General features: G+C 64.0%; 18 protein-coding genes. All 18 read right to left on the bottom strand.

What is annotated here, in order from left to right; all coding sequences use genetic code 11:
- Positions 1–9: 9 nt before the first annotated feature.
- Complete coding sequence (locus GJR99_RS09085; protein ID WP_151111379.1) at positions 10–1,092, bottom strand: [LysW]-lysine hydrolase; 1,083 nt, start codon at positions 1,090–1,092, stop codon at positions 10–12.
- Positions 1,089–2,228: an aspartate aminotransferase family protein gene (locus GJR99_RS09080; RefSeq protein ID WP_151111377.1), complete on the bottom strand. Its 1,140-nt coding sequence runs from the start codon at positions 2,226–2,228 to the stop codon at positions 1,089–1,091. The genes GJR99_RS09085 and GJR99_RS09080 overlap by 4 nt, the downstream gene beginning before the upstream one ends.
- Positions 2,229–2,286: 58 nt before the next feature.
- Positions 2,287–3,216, bottom strand: coding sequence for an acetylglutamate/acetylaminoadipate kinase (locus GJR99_RS09075; protein WP_151111375.1), 930 nt, complete (start codon positions 3,214–3,216; stop codon positions 2,287–2,289).
- 71 nt (positions 3,217–3,287) lie between these two features.
- Positions 3,288–4,331 (bottom strand): N-acetyl-gamma-glutamyl-phosphate reductase, encoded by a 1,044-nt coding sequence (argC, locus tag GJR99_RS09070; RefSeq protein ID WP_151111373.1) that lies wholly within the window; start codon positions 4,329–4,331, stop codon positions 3,288–3,290.
- A complete protein-coding gene (gene lysX, locus GJR99_RS09065) occupies positions 4,328–5,203 on the bottom strand; it encodes a lysine biosynthesis protein LysX (protein WP_151111371.1) in 876 nt (291 codons plus the stop codon). The genes argC and lysX overlap by 4 nt, the downstream gene beginning before the upstream one ends.
- Before the next feature lie 2 nt (positions 5,204–5,205).
- Positions 5,206–5,385, bottom strand: a complete 180-nt coding sequence (gene lysW / locus GJR99_RS09060; protein ID WP_151113920.1) for a lysine biosynthesis protein LysW — start codon at positions 5,383–5,385, stop codon at positions 5,206–5,208.
- A 326-nt stretch (positions 5,386–5,711) separates the two neighbouring features.
- Complete coding sequence (argH, locus tag GJR99_RS09055; RefSeq protein WP_151111369.1) at positions 5,712–7,178, bottom strand: argininosuccinate lyase; 1,467 nt, start codon at positions 7,176–7,178, stop codon at positions 5,712–5,714.
- A 1-nt stretch (position 7,179) separates the two neighbouring features.
- Positions 7,180–8,397, bottom strand: coding sequence for an argininosuccinate synthase (locus GJR99_RS09050; protein WP_151111367.1), 1,218 nt, complete (start codon positions 8,395–8,397; stop codon positions 7,180–7,182).
- A 331-nt stretch (positions 8,398–8,728) separates the two neighbouring features.
- Entirely contained in the window at positions 8,729–9,928 is a 1,200-nt protein-coding gene (locus tag GJR99_RS09045; protein WP_151111365.1) for a cation:proton antiporter, read from the bottom strand.
- Entirely contained in the window at positions 9,928–10,413 is a 486-nt protein-coding gene (locus GJR99_RS09040) for a cation:proton antiporter regulatory subunit (protein ID WP_151111363.1), read from the bottom strand. The genes GJR99_RS09045 and GJR99_RS09040 overlap by 1 nt, the downstream gene beginning before the upstream one ends.
- Positions 10,414–10,496: 83 nt before the next feature.
- Positions 10,497–11,099, bottom strand: coding sequence for a diacylglycerol/polyprenol kinase family protein (locus GJR99_RS09035; protein WP_151111361.1), 603 nt, complete (start codon positions 11,097–11,099; stop codon positions 10,497–10,499).
- Between the two features lie 7 nt (positions 11,100–11,106).
- Positions 11,107–12,891, bottom strand: a complete 1,785-nt coding sequence (gene glyS, locus GJR99_RS09030; protein ID WP_151111359.1) for a glycine--tRNA ligase — start codon at positions 12,889–12,891, stop codon at positions 11,107–11,109.
- Positions 12,884–13,738, bottom strand: coding sequence for a CBS domain-containing protein (locus GJR99_RS09025; protein WP_151111357.1), 855 nt, complete (start codon positions 13,736–13,738; stop codon positions 12,884–12,886). Before GJR99_RS09025 ends, glyS begins: the two co-directional genes overlap by 8 nt.
- A 102-nt stretch (positions 13,739–13,840) precedes the next feature.
- Positions 13,841–14,452 carry a DUF7529 family protein gene (locus GJR99_RS09020; RefSeq protein WP_151111356.1) on the bottom strand — a complete coding sequence of 204 codons (612 nt, stop codon included), beginning with the start codon at positions 14,450–14,452 and terminating at the stop codon, positions 13,841–13,843.
- Positions 14,453–14,507: 55 nt separating this feature from the next.
- Positions 14,508–14,930 carry a DUF7555 family protein gene (locus GJR99_RS09015; RefSeq protein ID WP_151111354.1) on the bottom strand — a complete coding sequence of 141 codons (423 nt, stop codon included), beginning with the start codon at positions 14,928–14,930 and terminating at the stop codon, positions 14,508–14,510.
- A 3-nt stretch (positions 14,931–14,933) separates the two neighbouring features.
- On the bottom strand, positions 14,934–16,268 hold the full coding sequence (locus tag GJR99_RS09010; protein WP_151111352.1) for an ABC transporter ATP-binding protein: 1,335 nt from the start codon (positions 16,266–16,268) through the stop codon (positions 14,934–14,936).
- The gene (locus GJR99_RS09005) at positions 16,265–17,344 is read right to left on the bottom strand and encodes an ABC transporter ATP-binding protein (RefSeq protein WP_151111350.1); all 1,080 of its coding nucleotides are present in this window, start codon (positions 17,342–17,344) and stop codon (positions 16,265–16,267) included. The genes GJR99_RS09010 and GJR99_RS09005 overlap by 4 nt, the downstream gene beginning before the upstream one ends.
- Complete coding sequence (locus tag GJR99_RS09000) at positions 17,341–18,780, bottom strand: ABC transporter permease (protein WP_151111348.1); 1,440 nt, start codon at positions 18,778–18,780, stop codon at positions 17,341–17,343. Before GJR99_RS09000 ends, GJR99_RS09005 begins: the two co-directional genes overlap by 4 nt.
- Positions 18,781–18,785 lie beyond the last annotated feature (5 nt).

The raw sequence follows: 18,785 nt of genomic DNA, 5'->3' as shown, positions 1-18,785 counted from the left end.
TTCTGTCTCTCAGTCCTCGGCGAGCGTCTCGCAGACGTCGACCAGGACGTCGATTGAGCTGTCGAACTCGGTGAGTTCGAGGCGTTCGTCGGGTGCGTGGTCGAGGTCCGAGTCGCCGGGGCCGTAGGTCGCCATCGGGCAGTCCCACGTCCCGGCGAAGATGTTCATGTCGCTGGTTCCGGTCTTGCGAAGTAACCGAGGTTTCGCGCCCGCACCGCGGATGGCGACGCGGAACGCCCGCGCGACTTCTGTGCGCGGACTCATCATCACCGGCGGGATGGGCTTGTTCCAGTGGACGCTGCCACGAGTGAGTTCGCCTTCGGCGACTTCGCGCACGTCGTCGATAGTGAGACGCGGCGGGACGCGGAACTGCACGTCCACCGTCGCCTCGACGGCGAGTCCGTCGTCGGAGGGGCCGCCGTCGAAGTTGACGGGCTTGGTCGTCACCGTGTCGAAGACGCCGTCGTACTCTTCGTCGAAGAAGTCGGCGACGCGTGACCACCACGCGACGGCCGACTGGATGGCGTTGTCTTCGGGACGCGAGGAGTGGCCCAACTCACTGGTCGAGACGTAGGTCCCGTCGAGGAACCCGCGGTAGCCGAGGGTGACGCCGTCCCAACCAGAGGGTTCGCCGTTGACGACGGCGTCGGGTTCGTCGCGGTCCTCGACGAGGTGCCACGCGCCGCGCGAAGAGGTTTCCTCGCCGACGACGCCGACGAACGAGACGCCCGTCTCGATTGCTGCTGCGGCCATCGAACAGAGCGGCCCGGTCGCGTCGACGCTCCCGCGACCCCAGAGGACGCCGTCTTCGACTCTGACGGGGATGTGTCCGGGGACGGTGTCGATGTGCGACGTGAGCAACACCGAGTCGTCGGCAGGTGCCCTGACGTTGCCGACGTCGTCTATCCACACCTCGCGGTCGTGGGCTTCGAAGAACGCTTTCAGCACTTCGGCGGCGTTCGTCTCCTCACCCGACACCGAGGGCGTCGAGACCATATCGTAGAGGAGGCGACGCGCTTCGGGCCAGTCGCTTCCGGCGATGAGGTCGGCGTCCGTCTCCGAGTAGCCGTCGTGTTCGGTTCCAGCGTTCATGACAACACGTTCGTCATCGCATCCACCGCGCGGTCCGCGTGTTCCTCGTCGATGACGAGCGGCGGGAGGAACCGAACGACGGTCCGACCCGCCGGAAGTGCGAGCAGTTGCTCGGACAGTGCGAGGTGCTTCAGCGTCCGATTCGCACCGCGCTTGACCTCGACGCCAATCATCAGGCCGTCACCGCGAACCTCGCGGACTGGCAGGTCGTGCGTTTCGACTGCTGCTTCGAGTTCGCTCGTGAGATAGTCGCCAATCTCAGCAGCGTGTCCGGGGATGTCCTGTTCGACGATGGTGTCGAGGGTGGCGTTGGCCGCCGCACAGACCACTGGGCCGCCGGAGAACGTCGACCCGTGAGAGGCCGCACCGTCGGCAATCCAGTCGGAACAGAGCGTCGCACCGAGGGGCAGGCCGTTGGCGATGCCTTTCGCGCTCGTGAGGATGTCGGGGACGACGCCGACGTTCTCGCACGCCCAGAGTGACCCAGTGCGACCGATACCGGTCTGAATCTCGTCGAAGACGAGCGCCGCGCCCGCGTCTTCGGTCAGGTCGCGCGCGGTCTGGAGATACTCGGCGGTGGCGGGGTTGATGCCACCTTCGCCCTGAATCGGTTCGAGGAAGACGGCGGCCGTCTCGTCGTCGATAGCCTCGGCCAACTCCTCCTCGTCGCCGTAGGTGACGAACTCCACGCCGCCAGCGACTGGTTCGTACGGTTTCTTGTACTTCTGTTTCCACGTGAGCGCGAGCGAACCGAGGGTACGGCCGTGGAACGCGCGCTTCGTAGCGATAATCTTCTGGCGACCGGTCGCCGACCGCGCGAACTTCATCGCCGCTTCGTTCGCTTCGGTGCCGGAGTTACAGAGCCAGACGTTCTCGATGTCGCCGGGCGCGAGCGCCGCGAGCTTTTCGTACAACTCGGTGCGAACCTCGACGGGATACGACGCCTGCACGTAGGTCAGCTTCGCGGCCTGTTCTTGAATCGCGGAGGTAACCGCGGGGTGTGAGTGGCCGAGCGCCGCGACGGCGTAACTCGCGCCGAAGTCGAGATACTCGGTTCCGTCGTCCGAGTAGAGATACGGTCCCTCACCGGATTCGATGGTGATGGGTTTCTCGGAGAAGACGAAGCCACCAGTCACAGTGGCTCACCTCCGGTGAACGCTGTGACGTTGTCGCGCGCGGAGCGTGAGACAGAAGTCATTTTGCCTCCTCCGCTTCGACCAGCGCGCCGGGCGTCACGTGCGTGCCGCCGCCGTTGAGCGCCGTCACGATGGGGTCGTTCAGGTTCGCGTCCGAGACGATGACCTCTGCGGCCCCGCCGTCGAGCGCCTCTTTCGCGGCCATGACTTTCTTCGTCATGAAGCCTTCTGCGGCCGCTTCGAGTGCGTCGAACTCGTCGGGCGTGTCGGCCGTCTCGATGAGCGTCGACTCGTCGTCGGGGTCGGCGTAGACGCCCTTCACGTCGGTGAGGACGACGAGTTTCGCGCCGAGTGCGCCCGCGACTGCCGCGGCGGCACGGTCGGCGTCGGCGTTGACAGGGACGCCGTCGTCGGCGAGCATCGGGACGGTGACAATTGGCGTGTAGCCACCGTCGAGAAGGGTTTCGAGGAGCGACGCGTTCACCGAGGTAATCTTCCCGGAGTGGTCGCCGCGTTTTATCTTCTTCTTGCCGTTCTCGACGACGCGAACTGCCGACTTGCGCGGGCCGGTGAGGAGACCACCGTCGACGCCGGAGAGGCCGAGCGCATCGACGCCAGCCTCGCGGAACAGCGCCGTGAGGTCGGTGTTGAGTTTGCCCGGCATCACCATCGAGAACACCTCCATGGTGCGCTCGTCGGTGAAACGGCCGGTGATACCAGAGGGTGACTCGACGTAGGTCGGTTCCTCGCCGAGTTCTTCGAGCGTCTCGTCGACGGCGGTCGACCCGCCGTGGACGACGACGACGTCGGTTCCGTTGGCGACGAGGTGTGCGACGTCTGCGACGGCACCCTCGGGGTCGACAGCTTTCGCGCCGCCGATTTTGACGACGACTGGTGGTTCTTTGCCACCATCTGCGATGAGATTCGCGTCGTTGTCGACGAGCTGTTCGTGTGCCGCGAGTAGTTCCTCGCGTGTGTATCCTGTCATAGTCAGTGTGGTACGGTGGTCAGTCTGGGTATGGTCGATAGTCTGGAAATGGTGTGTTCGGGGACGGTGGTTTAGGGAGAGCCAATCGGGTGGAAGCCGGTGAAGTCGAGGCCGGCCGTCTCCTCCAGGTCGAGGGCGATGTTGGCGGCGTGGACCGCCTGCCCGGCCGAGCCTTTCATCATGTTGTCGATGGCCGAGAAGACGACCAGTCGGCGGTTCGTGGGGTCGATTTCGAAGCCGACCTCGCCGAAGTTCGTTCCTGCGACCGACTTCGGTTCGGGGTAGCGGTAGACGCCACCGCCGCCCGCGACGGTACGCATGAAGGGTTCGTCGCCGTACGAGCCACGGAAGGCCTTCCACATGTCGCCTTTCGACACTGGTCCGTCGGGGAAGACGTGACAGGTCGCCGCCGCACCGCGGACCATGTCCACCGCGTGGACGGTAAAGGAGACAGAGAGGCCGAGATACTCCTCGATTTCCGCCTCGTGGCGGTGACCGGTCGGCGCGTAGGGGCGGACGATACCGGAGCGCTCGGCGTGTGAGGACGCCTTACTCGCGCCCGCGCCGCCCTCCGACGACCCGACTTTCACGTCGACGACGACCTGCTCGTCGCCCGAGAGGATGTCGGCGTCGAAGAGGGGTTTGAGACCGAGAATCGTCGCCGTCGCGTTACATCCACCCGCCGCGATGAGGTCCGCGCCGGGCAGATTTTCCCGATTGAGTTCGGGGAGCGCGTACTCCGACTTCTCGAGATACTCGGGGCAGACGTGCCCGTCGTACCACTGGTCGTACTGTGCTTCTTCGGAGAGACGGAAGTCGGCCGAGAGGTCGACGACCGTATCTGCGGCCTCCTGAAACGCGTCGATGTGTTCCATCGAGACGCCGTGGGGCGTCGCCGTAAAGAGGACGTCCACGGATTCGAGGTCCTCAGGAGAGGTAAAACGCAGGTCGAGGTGACGAAGGTTCGGGTGGACGTGGCCGACGGTCTTGCGCTCGTAGGAGCGACTCGTGGCCTGTTCGATGTCGAAGTTCGGGTGGCCATCGAGCAAGCGAAGCAGTTCGCCGCCGGTGAATCCGGACCCGCCGACGACGCCCGCTGTGAGTACCTCGCTCACGCCGAAACCTCCGCGAGTGTCTTTTCGCTGTCGACTTTCGCCTCCAGCCAATCGACGACTTTCGCGGGAACGTCCACGTCCACGGCGTCGTTGAGCGCCTTGAACTCGACGGTGTGGTTGACCTCGTGGACCGTATAGTCATCTCCCGTCTCCATGAGGTCCACGCCGAGCAGGCCGCCGCCGACTGCGTCGGACGCTTGCTTCACGAGTTCTTTCGCGCGGGCGTCGAGTTCGAACGCCTCGGCGTTCGCGCCTTTCGCGGCGTTCGTCAGCCAGTGGTCCGAACTGCGCGTCATCGCGGCGATGGGTTCGCCGTCGACGGCGAGCACGCGGATGTCGCGGCCGGGTTTCTCGACGAACTCCTGGATGTAGAACACCTTGTGCTCGTAGTTTCCGAGCGTCGCCTTGTGTTCTAAGATGGCCTCGGCGGCCGCCTCGGAGTCGATTTTGGCCATCAGGCGCCCCCACGACCCGACGACGGGCTTGAGGACGCACGGGTAGCCGAACTCTTCGACGATTTCCATCGCCGATTCGACGGTGAAGGCGACTTTCGTGTTCGGCGTGGGGACGCCGGCGTCTGCGAGCGCGAGACTGTTCTTCGCCTTGTCGGCGCAGACGTCTGCCGTCTCGTGGGAGTTGACGACCGGGATGCCGTACGACTGCAGGAAGCGCGTGATGTAGAGGCTCCTGCTCGTCGCCAGACAGCGGTCGACGACGATGTCGAGGCCGTCGAACGCCGCTGGCGGCTCCGTGAGGTCGAACTGCTCTTTCCGAACGTCTATCTTCGTCACCTCGTGTCCGCGCTCACGAAGCTCGTTGAGGAGCAACTTCTCGTCGCGGCGAATCCGGGAGTAGAGCAGTCCAACCTGCACGCTTACTCTCCCCAGTCCTCTTCGAGTTCAGGTGCTTCTTCCAAAATAACGGGGTCGAGCGAGACGACTTCGAGCTCCGCGCCCGTGGCAGGGCTGTCGATAATCTCACCGACTTCGACGTCGGCCGGCAGCTCGATTTCTTCTCCGCTCAGTGGGTCTTCTGCAGTGATGGTGTCGCTCATTACATCCATGGCTGGACCACGGATGGTATTAAATCCGTCGAAAATTACGTAGCAAAAAACAGCGTAAAGAAGTCTCTCTCGGACGTTATCGGACGAATCGGCCAGCCTTGGCGGCCGGTCGAACGACGTGTCGAGCTCGGTTGCCACCCTCACCCGACACCGGGGACGGAACCGGTCGCGGAACCGGTCGGGCCGTCCCCGCCGTCGGGCGTGGTCGTGGTCGCGGTTCGGTTCGCGGTCGTCGCGGAACCGAAACCGGTCGTCGTGGTCGTCGCGGAGCAACCGCTCGCGGTCGTCGCGGCAGACCGGCGGCAGGGGTTGCTCGTTCAAACATAACTGGAGACCTCTTCGTCGAGTTCCTCGGCAGCGGCCGCGAGCGTGTCGCGGGCATCTGCGACGGCAGCATAGTCCGCCGAGAGTTCGTCACGGGCCGTCGAGAGTGTCGATTCGACGGCGGCGGGCGCGGGCCCACCGACGGAATCGCGACTCGCGACGCTCTCGGTCGGGTCGAGCGCCGCTTCGACGGCCGCCTCTGTCACGTGCGTAAAGAGAGACTCCCCTAATACGTCCGTAGCGACGGCGTCAAGTGTTGCCACGTCGGGCGTTCCCGAGGACTGCGCGGCGGCCTCGGCGACCACTTCGTGGGCGGTACGGAACGGCAGGCCCGCCATCGCGAGCAGGTCTGCGACGCCTGTCGCCGTGGAAAAGCCGTCGCCAGCGGCGGCGGCGAGTTCGTCTTCGGGCCACGTCGCCGAGGCGACTGCACCGGCGGCGACTGCGGCCGCTTCGGAGACGTCGTCGACGGCACGGAAGGCGTGCTTGTGCGCGCGTTGTAAGTCGCGGTTGTACGCACGCGGGAGTCCCTTCAGCGTCGTCAACAACCCGGTGAGTTCCCCGACGGCGTCGCCCGCGACGGCGCGGACGAGTTCCATCGTGTCGGGGTTCTTCTTCTGGGGCATGATGGAGGAGGTCGAAGAGTAGTCGTCCGAGAGTTCGACCAACCCTTTGTTCGAGAAGACGACGAGGTCCTCGGCGAGTCCCGAGAGCGTGATGGCGTGGGTCGCCAGCGCCCCGAGCGTCTCTGCGAGGAAGTCGCGGGTCGCAGAGGCGTCCATCGAGTTCTCCATCACGCTGTCGAATCCGAGCAGGTCGGCGACGAGTTCGCGGTTCACGTCGAAGGGCGTCCCGGCGAACGCGGCCGACCCGAGGGGTGACTGATTGATACGCTCGTACGCGCACATGAGGCGAGCGCAGTCGCGGGCGACTGCCCGTTCGTACGAGAGTAAGAAGTGTGCGACCGTCGTCGGTTGGGCGGGTTGCAGGTGTGTGTATCCGGGCATCACCGTCTCGGTGTGTTCTGCGGCCGTCTCGACGAGCGACTCGCGCAGGGCGAGGGCGGCGTCGAGTGCGCCGAGAACGTCTTCGCGCAGGCGATAGCGAATACAGGTCGCCACTTCGTCGTTGCGCGAGCGTGCGGTGTGCATCTTTCCGCCGTCGGGGCCGACGATGTCGATGACGGCCGCTTCGATTGCTTCGTGGACGTCCTCGCCGCCAGAGAGTGCGTCGTGACCGGCGGCCTCGACGTCGTCCAGCGCGGCTAAGATGTCGCCCGCGACGTCGGACTCGACGATGTCCTGTGCGTCGAGCATCACCACGTGTGCCCGGTCGACGGCGAGGTCGGCCTCGAAGATGCGTTCGTCGGCCGCGAGGCTCGACATGAACCCGCGGGCGGGGCCGCCGCTGAAGCGGTCCCGGCGAATGACGCCCTCGGAGTCGCCGTCCTCGCCTGTCATCTTATTCGCTGCCGCCGTCTGCGGCCAGTTCGGGCTTCTCTTTCGTCTTCGTGCTCTGGTTGGCGAGACGCGCCTGGAAGCCGTGGTACTTGGCGACGCCCGTGGCGTCTGCCTGCTCGATGCCGTCGACCGTCTCCGTGTTGAAGGAGGCGGCGGACTCGGAGTAGGCGGCGTACTCGGACTCGCGGCCAACTGCGCGGGCCTGCCCGCCCTCGAACTTGATGGTCACGGTGCCCGTGACGCGCTCTTGGGTCTTCTCAAGGAAGGCGTTCAGCGCGCCCACGAGCGGGGCGTCGATGAGGCCTTCGTAGGCCTTCTGGGACCACTCGTTGTCGACGGTGGCCTTGAAGTCACGCTCTTCTTTCGTGAGGACGAGGCCTTCGAGCGCCTCGTGCGCGTTGAGGAGCGTCGTCGCCGCGGGGTGCTCGTAGTTCTCGCGCACCTTCAGGCCGAGCATGCGGTCTTCCATCATGTCCGTGCGGCCGACGCCGTACGCGCCTGCCTTCTCGTTGAGGTACGAGATGAGTTCGAGCGCCTCCATCTCTTCGCCGTCGATGGCGACGGGGTAGCCGTCTTCGAACGTAATCTCGACGAGTTCCGTCTCGCCCGAGGGCTGGTCGGTCCACTCGTAGATGTCTTCCGGCGGGACGTAGCTGGGGTCTTCGAGGTTACCACCCTCGATGGAACGGCTCCAGAGGTTCGTGTCGATAGACCAGACACCTTCGTTGCCGCCCTGCACTGGGAGGTCCTTCTCGGCGGCGTACTCGATCTCCCACTCGCGGGTCATGCCCATCTCGCGGACGGGGGCGATGACTTCGAGGTCCGAGGCGCGCCAGACTGCCTCGAAGCGGAGTTGGTCGTTACCTTTGCCCGTACAACCGTGTGCGATGCCGTCGCAGTCTTCGTCGAGTGCGAGGTCGAGAATCGCGTTCGCGATGACCGGGCGTGCGAGTGCGGTTCCGAGCGGATAGCCCTGATAGTCCGCGTTCGCCGTTACGGAGTCGAGACAGAGCTGAGCGAACTCCTCTTTCGCGTCGATGACGTAGTGTTCGAGTCCGAGTGCCTCTGCGGTCTCGTAGGCCTCGTCGAACTCCTCTTCAGGTTGACCGACGTCGACGGTGACGCCGATGACTTCGTCGTATCCGTACTCCTCTTTGAGGATCGGGACGCAGATTGTCGTGTCGAGTCCGCCCGAGAATGCGAGTGCGACTTTTTTCATGTATACTCGTCTGTGGCAGGGATAGCTAAATAAATTCTTTGCATTTGTTCTGTGAAATTAAAGGATAGAGATACCTATACCCAAGAAAACTGGAGATTAGCAATTTCGACGTGTCCCGAAGGATATGATGAGTGTGGCCCTAAAGGGCCGGTCGTCGTCGTCGGATGCCAGCGGCTCGCAGCGGGGCAAAAGTGGCGAGCGTGCTGCGAGTCGCCATAGTTGTGAGAGCATACAGTATCGTCCATATTAAACCCTTTCGGCGTCGCAACGTTCGCCTCAGTCGCGCCGCAATCGCACACCGGGAGCGCCGAGGGCCGAAAACTCGTGTGGGTCAGGTGTCCGGCCCTGCCGACCCACCGCGGAAGACCAGTCGCTCGACGAGGTCCGACCGCTGCATCAACACCGTTCCGAGCGCGCTCATCACGAGGACGTATCCGACGGCGAACGCCGGGATGACCTCGCGCATCACCTGTGTGGACCCCGACGCGGCCAGCGCCGCGATGACCAGCGAGAACTCACCGCGCGGAACCAGCCCGACGCCGACGCGGAGCGACCGGTGCGTCGAGAGGTCGTAGACCCGGCCGCCGAGATACCCCGAGAAAACCTTCGCGGGCGTCGTCAACACGACGGCGACGACGAGCGGAACCGCGGCGGCGGCGAGCAGTGTCGGGTCTGTCCCGAGGCCAATCCAGAAGAAGAATATCGCCGCGAACACGTCGCGGACGGACGTGAGCCGACGTTCGATGGTCTCGCGGTGTCCGCTCGTCGAAAAGCCCATCCCGACGAAGAACGCCGCGACGGCCTCGCTCACGCCGAGTGCCAGCGCCGCCCCAGCGATGGGGATGACGACTGCGAGCGTCCGCAGGACGAACGCCTCCTCGTTCTCCACGTCGAGGACGCGCGTGAACAACCCCGTTCCGTACTGGACGGCAACCAGGAGCACCCCGAGAAAGCCGAAGGCGATGGCGAGCGAGCGCCCGATTACGACGAGTCCGCCCTCACCGCCGAGTACGAGCGAGGTGACGACGGCGAGGTAGACGGCGATGGCGAGGTCCTCGAAGACGAGTGTCCCCAAGATTGGTTCCGACTCGGGGTCGGCAATCCATCCGAGGTCGATGAGCGTCTTCGTCACGATGGCAGACGACGAGATGTAGACGATGCCACCGAGGAGGAACGCCTCCACGAGCGTCCACCCGAGTGCGAGGCCGATGGCGACGCCGAGTGGCAGATTGACCACTAAATCGATTGCGCCTGCGCGGCCGATGTTGCTCTGTGCGGCACGCAGTCTGTCGAGACTGAACTCCAGTCCGAGGAAGAACAACAAGAGGACGATTCCGACCTCTGCGAGGAGCGCCACCACCTCGCCGTTGGCGACGTAGGGCAGTCCGAACCGGCCGGCGACGTAGGGGCCGACGACGACCCCGCCGACGACGTACAGCGGGATGACCGACAGGCCGAGTTTGAGTGCGACCGCGCCGGTGAGCGCGAGGACGACGAACAGATAGCCGAATTCGAGGAGTTCCGCCGCCATCAGACTCCTTTCACGAGTGAAACGAAGTCGCGGCAGGCATCACGCGGCCCGATAACGACGAGCATGTCCCCCGCTTCGATGACGGCATCACCACCGGGAGAGGTGATGACCTCGTCGCCGCGCTCGATTGCGATGACCGACGCGCCGGTCACCTGTCGGAGGTCACTCTCACCGAGTGTCTTGCCCGCGACGTCGGACTCTGTCCCGACTTCGACCCACTCGAGAAGTGTGTTGCCCCCGAGGAGCGTCTCGATGTCGGTCGTCTTGACGGGTTGGAAGTACGCCCCTTCGAGGAGCGTCCCGACCTGTCGGGCGAGGTCGTCGCTGAGTTCGAACAGCCTCTCGGAGTCGCTGTCGGCGCTCTCACGACGGAAGACCTCTCGTTTCCCGGTGTTGTGCGTCACGATGACGAGTCGGGACCCGTCATCGAGTTCGACCTCGTGCTTCTTTCCGACGCCCGGAAGGTCACTCTCGTAGACAGTCACGACCGGAACGTTAGCGACCCGACGAAATAAAATCGCGTTCTCCCACGACGACCACCCGCCGCAGCGAGCGAACTGCCCGACGCTCAGGCGACGACGAACAGCGCCACCGCGATGGCCGTACAGGAAACCGGCGGAATCGACAGGTTGTCGTCGACGACGTAGCCTGCGACGACGGGCTTTACGCCGTCGGCGGCCGTCGCGCCAAGCGCACCTGCTGCCGCCGCGACGCTGCCACCGACGACGCCCGCCACCGGAATCACGAACGGTGCGGTGAGGGCGAAACAGACGGTGAACATCACCGCGAGCGTGCTGAACGACTTCATCTCACCGACCGGCGCAGACCCCAGCAGGCCGCTTATCGGGTCGCCGATGGTGAGCATGAGCATCCCCGGAACGGCGACGTGTGGCGCGAAGACGAGTGCGACGAACGCCTGACTGTACGTGTAGAGTGCGTAGCCGGCGACGTTGTCCTGTTCGTACTCGCGAGTGAGTTCGTCGAAGATACGCCACTCGAGGTCTCCGTAGAGACGGAACAGTTCGAGGACCGTCACGGCGACCGACGCGACGACGAACAGATAGCCCAGCGTCTGCCAGTCGACGATGCCGAGGATGTACAACAGCGGCACCCCCGACCCGCTGGCGTGGACCAGTCGCCGTTTTATCTCGGCGGTACCCAGGCGGCCCACGGATGCATCAGGCCTCGACGACTTCGTTCGCGTCGAGCACGTCGTCGAACGACGTGGTACCAGCGCGGAGACCGACGAACGTCTCGACGAGGTCGGAGACCGAGAGACGAACCTGCCGGCCGGAGTCACGCTCGCGAATCGTCACCGTCGTCGGGCCCTCGCCTTCGATGCCGTCGCGGTCGATGGTGATACAGAACGGCGTGCCGACTTCGTCCTGTCGCCGGTAGCGACGACCGATGCTGCCGGAGTCGTCGTGGGCGACGGCGAACCCGGCCGCACGGAGTTCGTCGGCCACGTCGTCTGCGAGTTCGACGAGTTCCTCGACGTTGCTGACGAGCGGGAAGACACCGACGTTCGTCGGTGCGACGGTGGGCGACAGCGAGAGGAACGTTCGCTCTTCGCCGTCGACTTCGTCTTTCTCGTGCGCGTGCGCGAGGAGCGTGTACACTGTGCGGTCCACACCGAACGACGGTTCGACGACGTGCGGGGTGATGTGTTCGCCCGCTTCGGTCTGCGTCTCGACCGAGAAGTTCGCCACGTCGGTGTCGACGGTGACTTCCTCGCCGTCGACGTCGAGGGTCACTTCGTCGGCGTCGAAGGCGTCGGGGTCACGCTGGGCGAGCGTCTCCAGTGCGTCGGATACGTCGGCGGCCTGTGCACCGAACTCCGGGCCGAGCGTCGCCATGTCGGGGTCGACGACGGCGCGTTCGACCGTCTTGGGTTCGTCGTACTGCTGGAAGACGGTGAAGTCGTCGTCGGCGTGCTCGCCGTGTTTCGACAGGTCGTAGTCGCCGCGGTAGGCGAAGCCAGCGATCTCTATCCAGTCGCCGTCGACTTCGCTCTCTGCGTCCCAACAGTCGGCGGCGTAGTGGGCACGCTCACCGGCGAGGTGCTGGCGGAAGCGGAAGCGGTCCATGTCCACGCCGATGTCTTCGTACCACTCTTGGGCGATGCCGAGGAAGTAGCCAATCCAACCGTTGGCGACGATGCCCTCGTCGACTGCCGCGCCGATGGTCGTCTCGACGTATTCGCCGTCGTCTCTCTCCTGTTCGGTCGCTGGGTAGAGACAAACCTCCACGTCTTCGACCGACGAGAGGTCGGGTTCGTCGCGTTCGGGGTCGACGAAGTGTTCTAACTCCGCTTGCGTGAACTCGCGGGTGCGGACGATGTTCTTCCGCGGGCTAATCTCGTTGCGGTAGGCGCGGCCAATCTGGGTCACGCCGAACGGCAGACTGTTGCGCGCGTACTCTTTGATGCGCGGGAACTCCACGAAGATACCCTGTGCCGTCTCTGGGCGGAGATAGCCGGGCGTCTTCGAACCGGGGCCGATGTTCGTCGCGAACATCAGGTTGAACTCCTCGACGGACTGGCCGGCGAGTTCGGCACCGCAGTTCGGACAGACGAGTCCGAGGTCCGAAATCTTCTCGGCGGCCTCTTCGGGCGAGAGCGTCTCCGCGTCTTCTAACTCGGAGTTGTCCTCGATGAGGTGGTCTGCACGGTGGGATTCGCCACACTCGGCACACTCGACGAGCATGTCGTCGAAGCCGTCGAGGTGACCCGACGCCTCGAAGACCGGTTCGGGCATGATGGTCGGAGCCTCTATCTCGAGGTTGCCCTCCTGGACGGCGAAGCGCTCGCGCCACGCCTCTTCGACGTTCGACTTCAGCGCCGCACCCTGTGGGCCGTAGGTGTAAAAGCCGCCGACACCGCCGTAGGCCTCCGAAGAGCCGAAGAAGAAGCCACGACGCTTCGCCAGTTCGGCGAGTGCGGCCGATTCAGCACCCTCACTCATACAGTGCCTCCAGCAGGTTGATGTCGCGGACGATGCCGACGAGTTCGTCGCCGGTCACCATCGGAATCTGCTCGATGTCCTCGCGAATCATCATCTGCGCGGCGTCTTTGGCGTTGACGCTCGTCGAGACGGTTTCGAGGTTCTCGGTCATGAACTTCGAGACCGGTTCGGCCGGAATCTCGACGTTCCGCGTCGGGATGTACCGGTTGCCGACGGCCTTGATTCCTTCCCACATCCACTCGTCGTCCTGGTTGGCGACGGAGTCACCGGTGCCTGCCTCGCCTTCGACGACGCGGGCGACTTCGATGATGTCGACTTCGGTGACGATGCCAGCCAGCGAGGCCTCTTTGTCGAGGACGACTGCGTAGGGGACGTTCGCGTAGTAAATCTCGCGCTCGACGACTGGGAGGGGCGTCTCGATGTACGTGGTGTTCACGTCGCGCGAGGCGAGGTCACCGACGATGGTCTCGCCGTCGATGTCGCCGCGGGCGATGGCACGAACCACGTCGGTCACGGTGAGGATGCCCTCGATGGTGTCTCCATCGACGACGGGCAGTCGGCGTGCGCCTTCCGAGACCATCGTCGCCGCCGCTTCTTCCAGGTCGTCGTCGGCGCTGACGGTCGGCACTTCGCGGACGAGTACTGCGAGTTGGTCTTCGTCCGGGTGCTTGATGAGGTCTTCTCGGGAGATGAGACCACGGTACGTCGCGCCCTCGTCGTTCTCTTTCACGACGGGAACAGAGGAGAAGCCACGCTCTTGGAGGTACTCCAGAACGTCGTCGCGGGTGCCCGGAAGGGACACGGTCACGACCTTCTCACCGGGCGTCATCGCGTCGGCTACTTTCATACCCCCGCTTTCACCCCCACGCCTAATGTACTCTGCGAACGCTCTCGACTAGTTGACACACCACGTCTGAGAGAGAAACCAGCCCCGTTTGTGCCCGGTGTGTTAGGCGTCTGCGTCGTCGGTTTCGTCGGTCGAATCGGCGTCATCTGCCGATTCGTCGTCGCCAGCGTTCGGAGCGTACCGGCGAATCGCGTCGAGGTTGGGGAAGAACTTCTCTGGGTCGTCGTGTTCGACGACGCCGACCAGGGTTCCATCGAGTTTCTGGAGATAACTGTACATTCGCCCGTGTTCGATGGCGGCTTTTGCGCAGTTGAGTGCGGTCCGTTGCTCCCACGCGCCGGCGACGAACACGGCAGTCTCGATGTCGGGCGCGAGTAGGGCGGTCACCATGTAGACGAGACCGTCGTTCTCCGCGCGGTAGACTTCGTACTCGGGGAACGAGGACTTCTCGAAGAGTTCGGAGACTTCTTCGGCCTTGTTTCCGGGGACGACGTAGGCGATACCGAACGACTCGTCGTCAGCTTTCGCGTCACCGGGACCGAACGTGCCGGTACTCCCGGCGGCGATACGGACGGTCTCCCATCCGTCTGCTTCGTACTCGTCGGCCAGCGCGGTCATGTCGTCGAGGGTCGCACCCCACGCTTCGCGGCGACGGTCTGCTTCGCCCGCGATGCGTTCGGCGTTTTCGACCTCTTCGTCTCCAGTCTCGACCATACCTGTGGTGGACGACGGATATGGTAAAAGGCATCGAACAACAGGGGACGCGATGTCAGTAGTTGATGCCGAAGACGACTTCCATCAGGAACGACGTGGCGAGGATACAGACCGCCGCGAGGAAGAGTTTCACCCCGCTGGACGGTCGCTCGTTCGGTTCGGGTCGGAGCGACGCCGGCAGCACCGTATCGAGGAGTCCACCGACGAGTTTCTCGACGCCGACGGGTTCGTCGCTCCCGGAGAACAGTCCGCCGTCGTCGCGCCCGCCTTTCCACGCGGCTTTCGGGCGAAGTTTCAGTGACGCGTACGCGAGCATGGTGAATCCGAGAAAGAACATGAGCCACTTCGCGCCCGGCAACCCACCGCCGAGCCCGACGCTCACGGTTGCGGTGAGGGTGAACACCACGCCGGTGAGGACGACAGCGTAGACCACTGCGTCGATGGTTTTGACACCGATTCGGCGTGGGTCGAACTCCATCGATTACTGGACGAGCGTTTCGAAGACGGCCGCGGGTTCGTCGTACTGCTCGTCGTGGCGGTGACAGAGACTCAGTCGGCCACGGTCACCGACACCGAGTTGGTCGGGACGCTCACTGTCACAGACACTGCCGAACTCCTCGCGGAGATACGCCCGTGCGGCGTCTTCGTCGCCGTTTTCGGCGTAGTCTGCGGCCTCCTTGAGGTGGTCCATGACCGACACCGGCACGGAGAGTCCACCGAACAGTTCGGTGAGCGTGTCGTCCATGCCCGCCTGCACGGTTTCGCGGCCAATCAGTTTCCGGACGCGGTCGGACAACGACAGTTCGGCGCGCGACCGTTCGCGGAGGACTTCGCGGAACACTTCGATGCGCTCCCAGACGTCGTCGTCGAGGTCGGTGTACTGGTCGGGCCGAATCTTCACCGGACACCGCGTCGAGAACGGACAGCCTGCCGGTGGGTCGCGCGGACTCGGCGGCGTCCCACGGAGAGTGATTCGGTCGCGTGCGACCGTCGGGTCCGGTTCGGGAATCGACGACAACAGCGCGTGCGTGTACGGGTTGGCCGGCGACTCGAACATCTCGTCCGCCGGGCCAATCTCCATGATGTTGCCGAGATACATCACCGCGACGCGGTCACAGATGTGGCGGACGACCGCGAGGTCGTGGGCGATAAAGAGGTAGGTGAGGCCGAACTCGTTTTGCAGGTCTTCGAGCAGGTTGAGAATCTTCGCTTGGACACTCACGTCGAGCGCGGACACCGGTTCGTCGAGGATGATGAACTCGGGTTCGAGCGCGAGCGCACGGGCGATACCGATACGCTGGCGCTGCCCACCGGAGAACTGGTGGGGGTAGCGGTAGTAGTGCTCTTCTTGGAGGCCAACCGTCTCGAGGAGTTCGCGGACGCGCGCTCGGCGCTCGTCCGGCGTCTTCCAGTCGTGGACGTCGAGCGGTTCGCGGATGATTTCACCGACGGTCATCCGCTCGTTGAGGCTCGAATCGGGGTCCTGGAACACCATCTGCACGTCGTTGCGGAACTGCTTGAGGTCCGCACCCGACAGCGTCGTGATGTCCGTCCCGTTGAGTTTCACCTCGCCCGCGGTCGCTTCTTCGAGGCGCATCAACGTCCGGCCGAGCGTGGACTTCCCACACCCAGACTCACCGACGAGACCCAGCGTCTCGCCGCGGGTGATTTCGAACGATACGCCGTCGACAGCCTTCACTGGATTACTGTTGAGCAGGCCGCCGTCCTCGTAGTACGTCTTGAGGTCGTCGACTTCGAGGAGCGTCTCTTGGGTCTCACGGGTCATCTTCGATTCTTCAGTAGACGTCGTACTCATCGCTGGTCACCTCCCTTCGCACCGCGCTCGCGGTGGACGTCGAGCGCCTCCTCCTTCGAGAGATTCTTCGGGTAGAGGAGACACGACGCCTGATGTTGCGTCGAGTCGTCGCCCACTTCGACCGGAACCGGATGCACCGTGTCACACTCTGCGAACGCCTTGGGACACCGAGGTGCGAACCGGCAGTAGGTCGGTTCTTCGTTCGGCGTCGGCACGTCGCCTTCGATGGTCGACAGACGGCCTCCTTCTTCGAGTCCCTGTCCGGGGATGGAGTTGAGCAGGCCTTGCGTGTAGGGATGTTTCGGTGATTCGAACAGTTCGACGGCTGGCGCACTCTCGACGATTTCACCCGCGTACATCACGTTGACGCGGTCTGCAATCTCTGCGATGACACCCATGTCGTGAGTGATGAACATGATCGCGAGGTCGCGTTCTTCCTGGATGTCTTCGAGGAGTTCCAGAATCTGCGCCTGGATGGTCACGTCGAGTGCCGTCGTCGGTTCGTCACAGATGAGCAGTTCGGGGTCGCACGCGAGCGCCATCGCGATGACGGCACGCTGGCGCATCCCACCGGAGAACTGGTGCGGATACTCGCGGATACGACGGTGGGCGTCGGGGATGCCGACTGCTTCGAGCAGTTCGATGGCCTCCTTCGTCGCCTCCTTCCCGCTCATGCCACGGTGCAGGCGAAGCGACTCTTTGATCTGGTTACCGACGGTGTAGACGGGGTTCAGACTCGTCAGCGGGTCCTGGAACACCATCGCGATGCTGCCGCCACGGATGGCGCGCATCTGCTTTGGCTTCTTGTCCAGCAGGTTCTCGCCGTCGTACATGATTCGGCCGTTTTCGATGCGGCCGGGGTTGTCGACGAGGCGCATGATAGAGCGCGCCGTGACGGACTTCCCAGACCCGGACTCACCGACGATACCGACCGTCTCACCGCGGTAGATGTCGAACGAGACACCGTCGACGGCGCGGATGACTTCCTTGTCGGTGTAGAACGAGGTTCGAACGTTCTCGACCGACAGAATCGGTTCGCCCTTCTGGCGTGTCTCGGTCGGCTGTTCGGTGCTCATGCGCCACCTCCTGTCGCCGCGGCCTCGTCACCGGTGTCGGCCTGCGGGTCGATGGCGTCGCGGATGCCGTCACCGAAGGCGTTCAGTCCCGTCACGACGAGCGTGATGAGCACACCCGGAATCAGCGAGATGTGCCACGAGGGACTCGCGACGTACTGCTGACCGTCGGCGATGAGGCGGCCCCACTCGGGCGTCGGTGCCGTGATGCCGAGACCGAGGTACGAGAGGCCGGCGACGCTGATGATGATGCCACCGAGACTGAGCGACGCGTAGATGAGCATGTAGCTGAACACGTACGGGGCCATGTGCTTGCGCATGACCTGTCCCGGTGTCTGTCCGAACGATTTCGCGGCGTCGATCCAGTCCTGCTCGGAGACCTGGAACGCGGGACCACGTATCGACCGCCAGATGAACGGCCAGTAGACGAGGCTGAAGATGAGGATAATCAGCACAGCACCGTCGTACAGGTCTCTCACCCAGGTGTTCTGGAAGATGACGAGCATCAGGATGAGGACCATGATGACCGGCAGTGCCTGAATCGAGTCACTCGCCAACACGATTGCGAGGTCAGCGAGACCCTTGTAGTAGGCCGTAATCATCGCCAACGAGAGTCCGATGATGCCGGCGATACCCATGGCGACGGTGGCGATGGTGAGCGATATCCTCGCCCCGAACACCACCTGTGTAAACAAGTCCTTCCCGTTGGTCGCTGTGCCGAATGGATGGAATCTGCCGTAGTCGTCGTAGGTCATCGGTGCGACGTTCTCGTCACCGGCGCCCTGTGAACCGGACCCGATGTTCGCCTCACCGACGAGGGCCGTCTCGACGGTCTGGCTCTCTTCGTCGAAGTAGTTTATCTCGTAGTCGTACGGTTGGAGGATGTTCTGCTCCATCGTGGTCGGCCCGAGTGCGGGCGCGAACACGGCCATGACGACGAACGCGATGGTGATGACGAGACCGAACTGCCCCCAGGTGTGGCCGCGGAACCGATTGACGACGTCGTCACGCGGTGTCCAGTCTGCGCGGCGGTAGTACTGCCGGTAGCGCTTGTACCCGTCCCAGAGCCAGCCCAGGACGGCGAAGGCGTACGCGTAGACGACGACGAACCGAACTGCCCACGCCTGACCGGGTGAGAGGCCGAGGAACGTCCCGACCCACTCAGACCCGTTCCAGTAGCCCTGGTTCGGGATGAACTCGCGTGAGACGAGTGTCGGGATTCCCTTGAGTGACTCTTGGAGCGACGTCACCAGTGCGGCACCGGGGTCGCCTGGGACCAGGTTGACGATGACGCCACCGATGGCGACGACGACCTGAAGGATTGCGCCAAGTTCGACGCCGACGAGGACCGCACCGATTGCGGCCCAAACCAGCGCGGGTTGGGGATTCTCAGCGACTCGTTGTCGAAGCGGAATTTCGGTTTCAGTTTGTGTGCTCACTGTGA

The organism is Haloferax marinum (assembly GCF_009674625.1).
GTDB classification, from domain to species: domain Archaea; phylum Halobacteriota; class Halobacteria; order Halobacteriales; family Haloferacaceae; genus Haloferax; species Haloferax marinum.
Note: the sequence above shows the minus strand (reverse complement) of the source record. Positions and strands in the feature narration are given on the sequence as shown.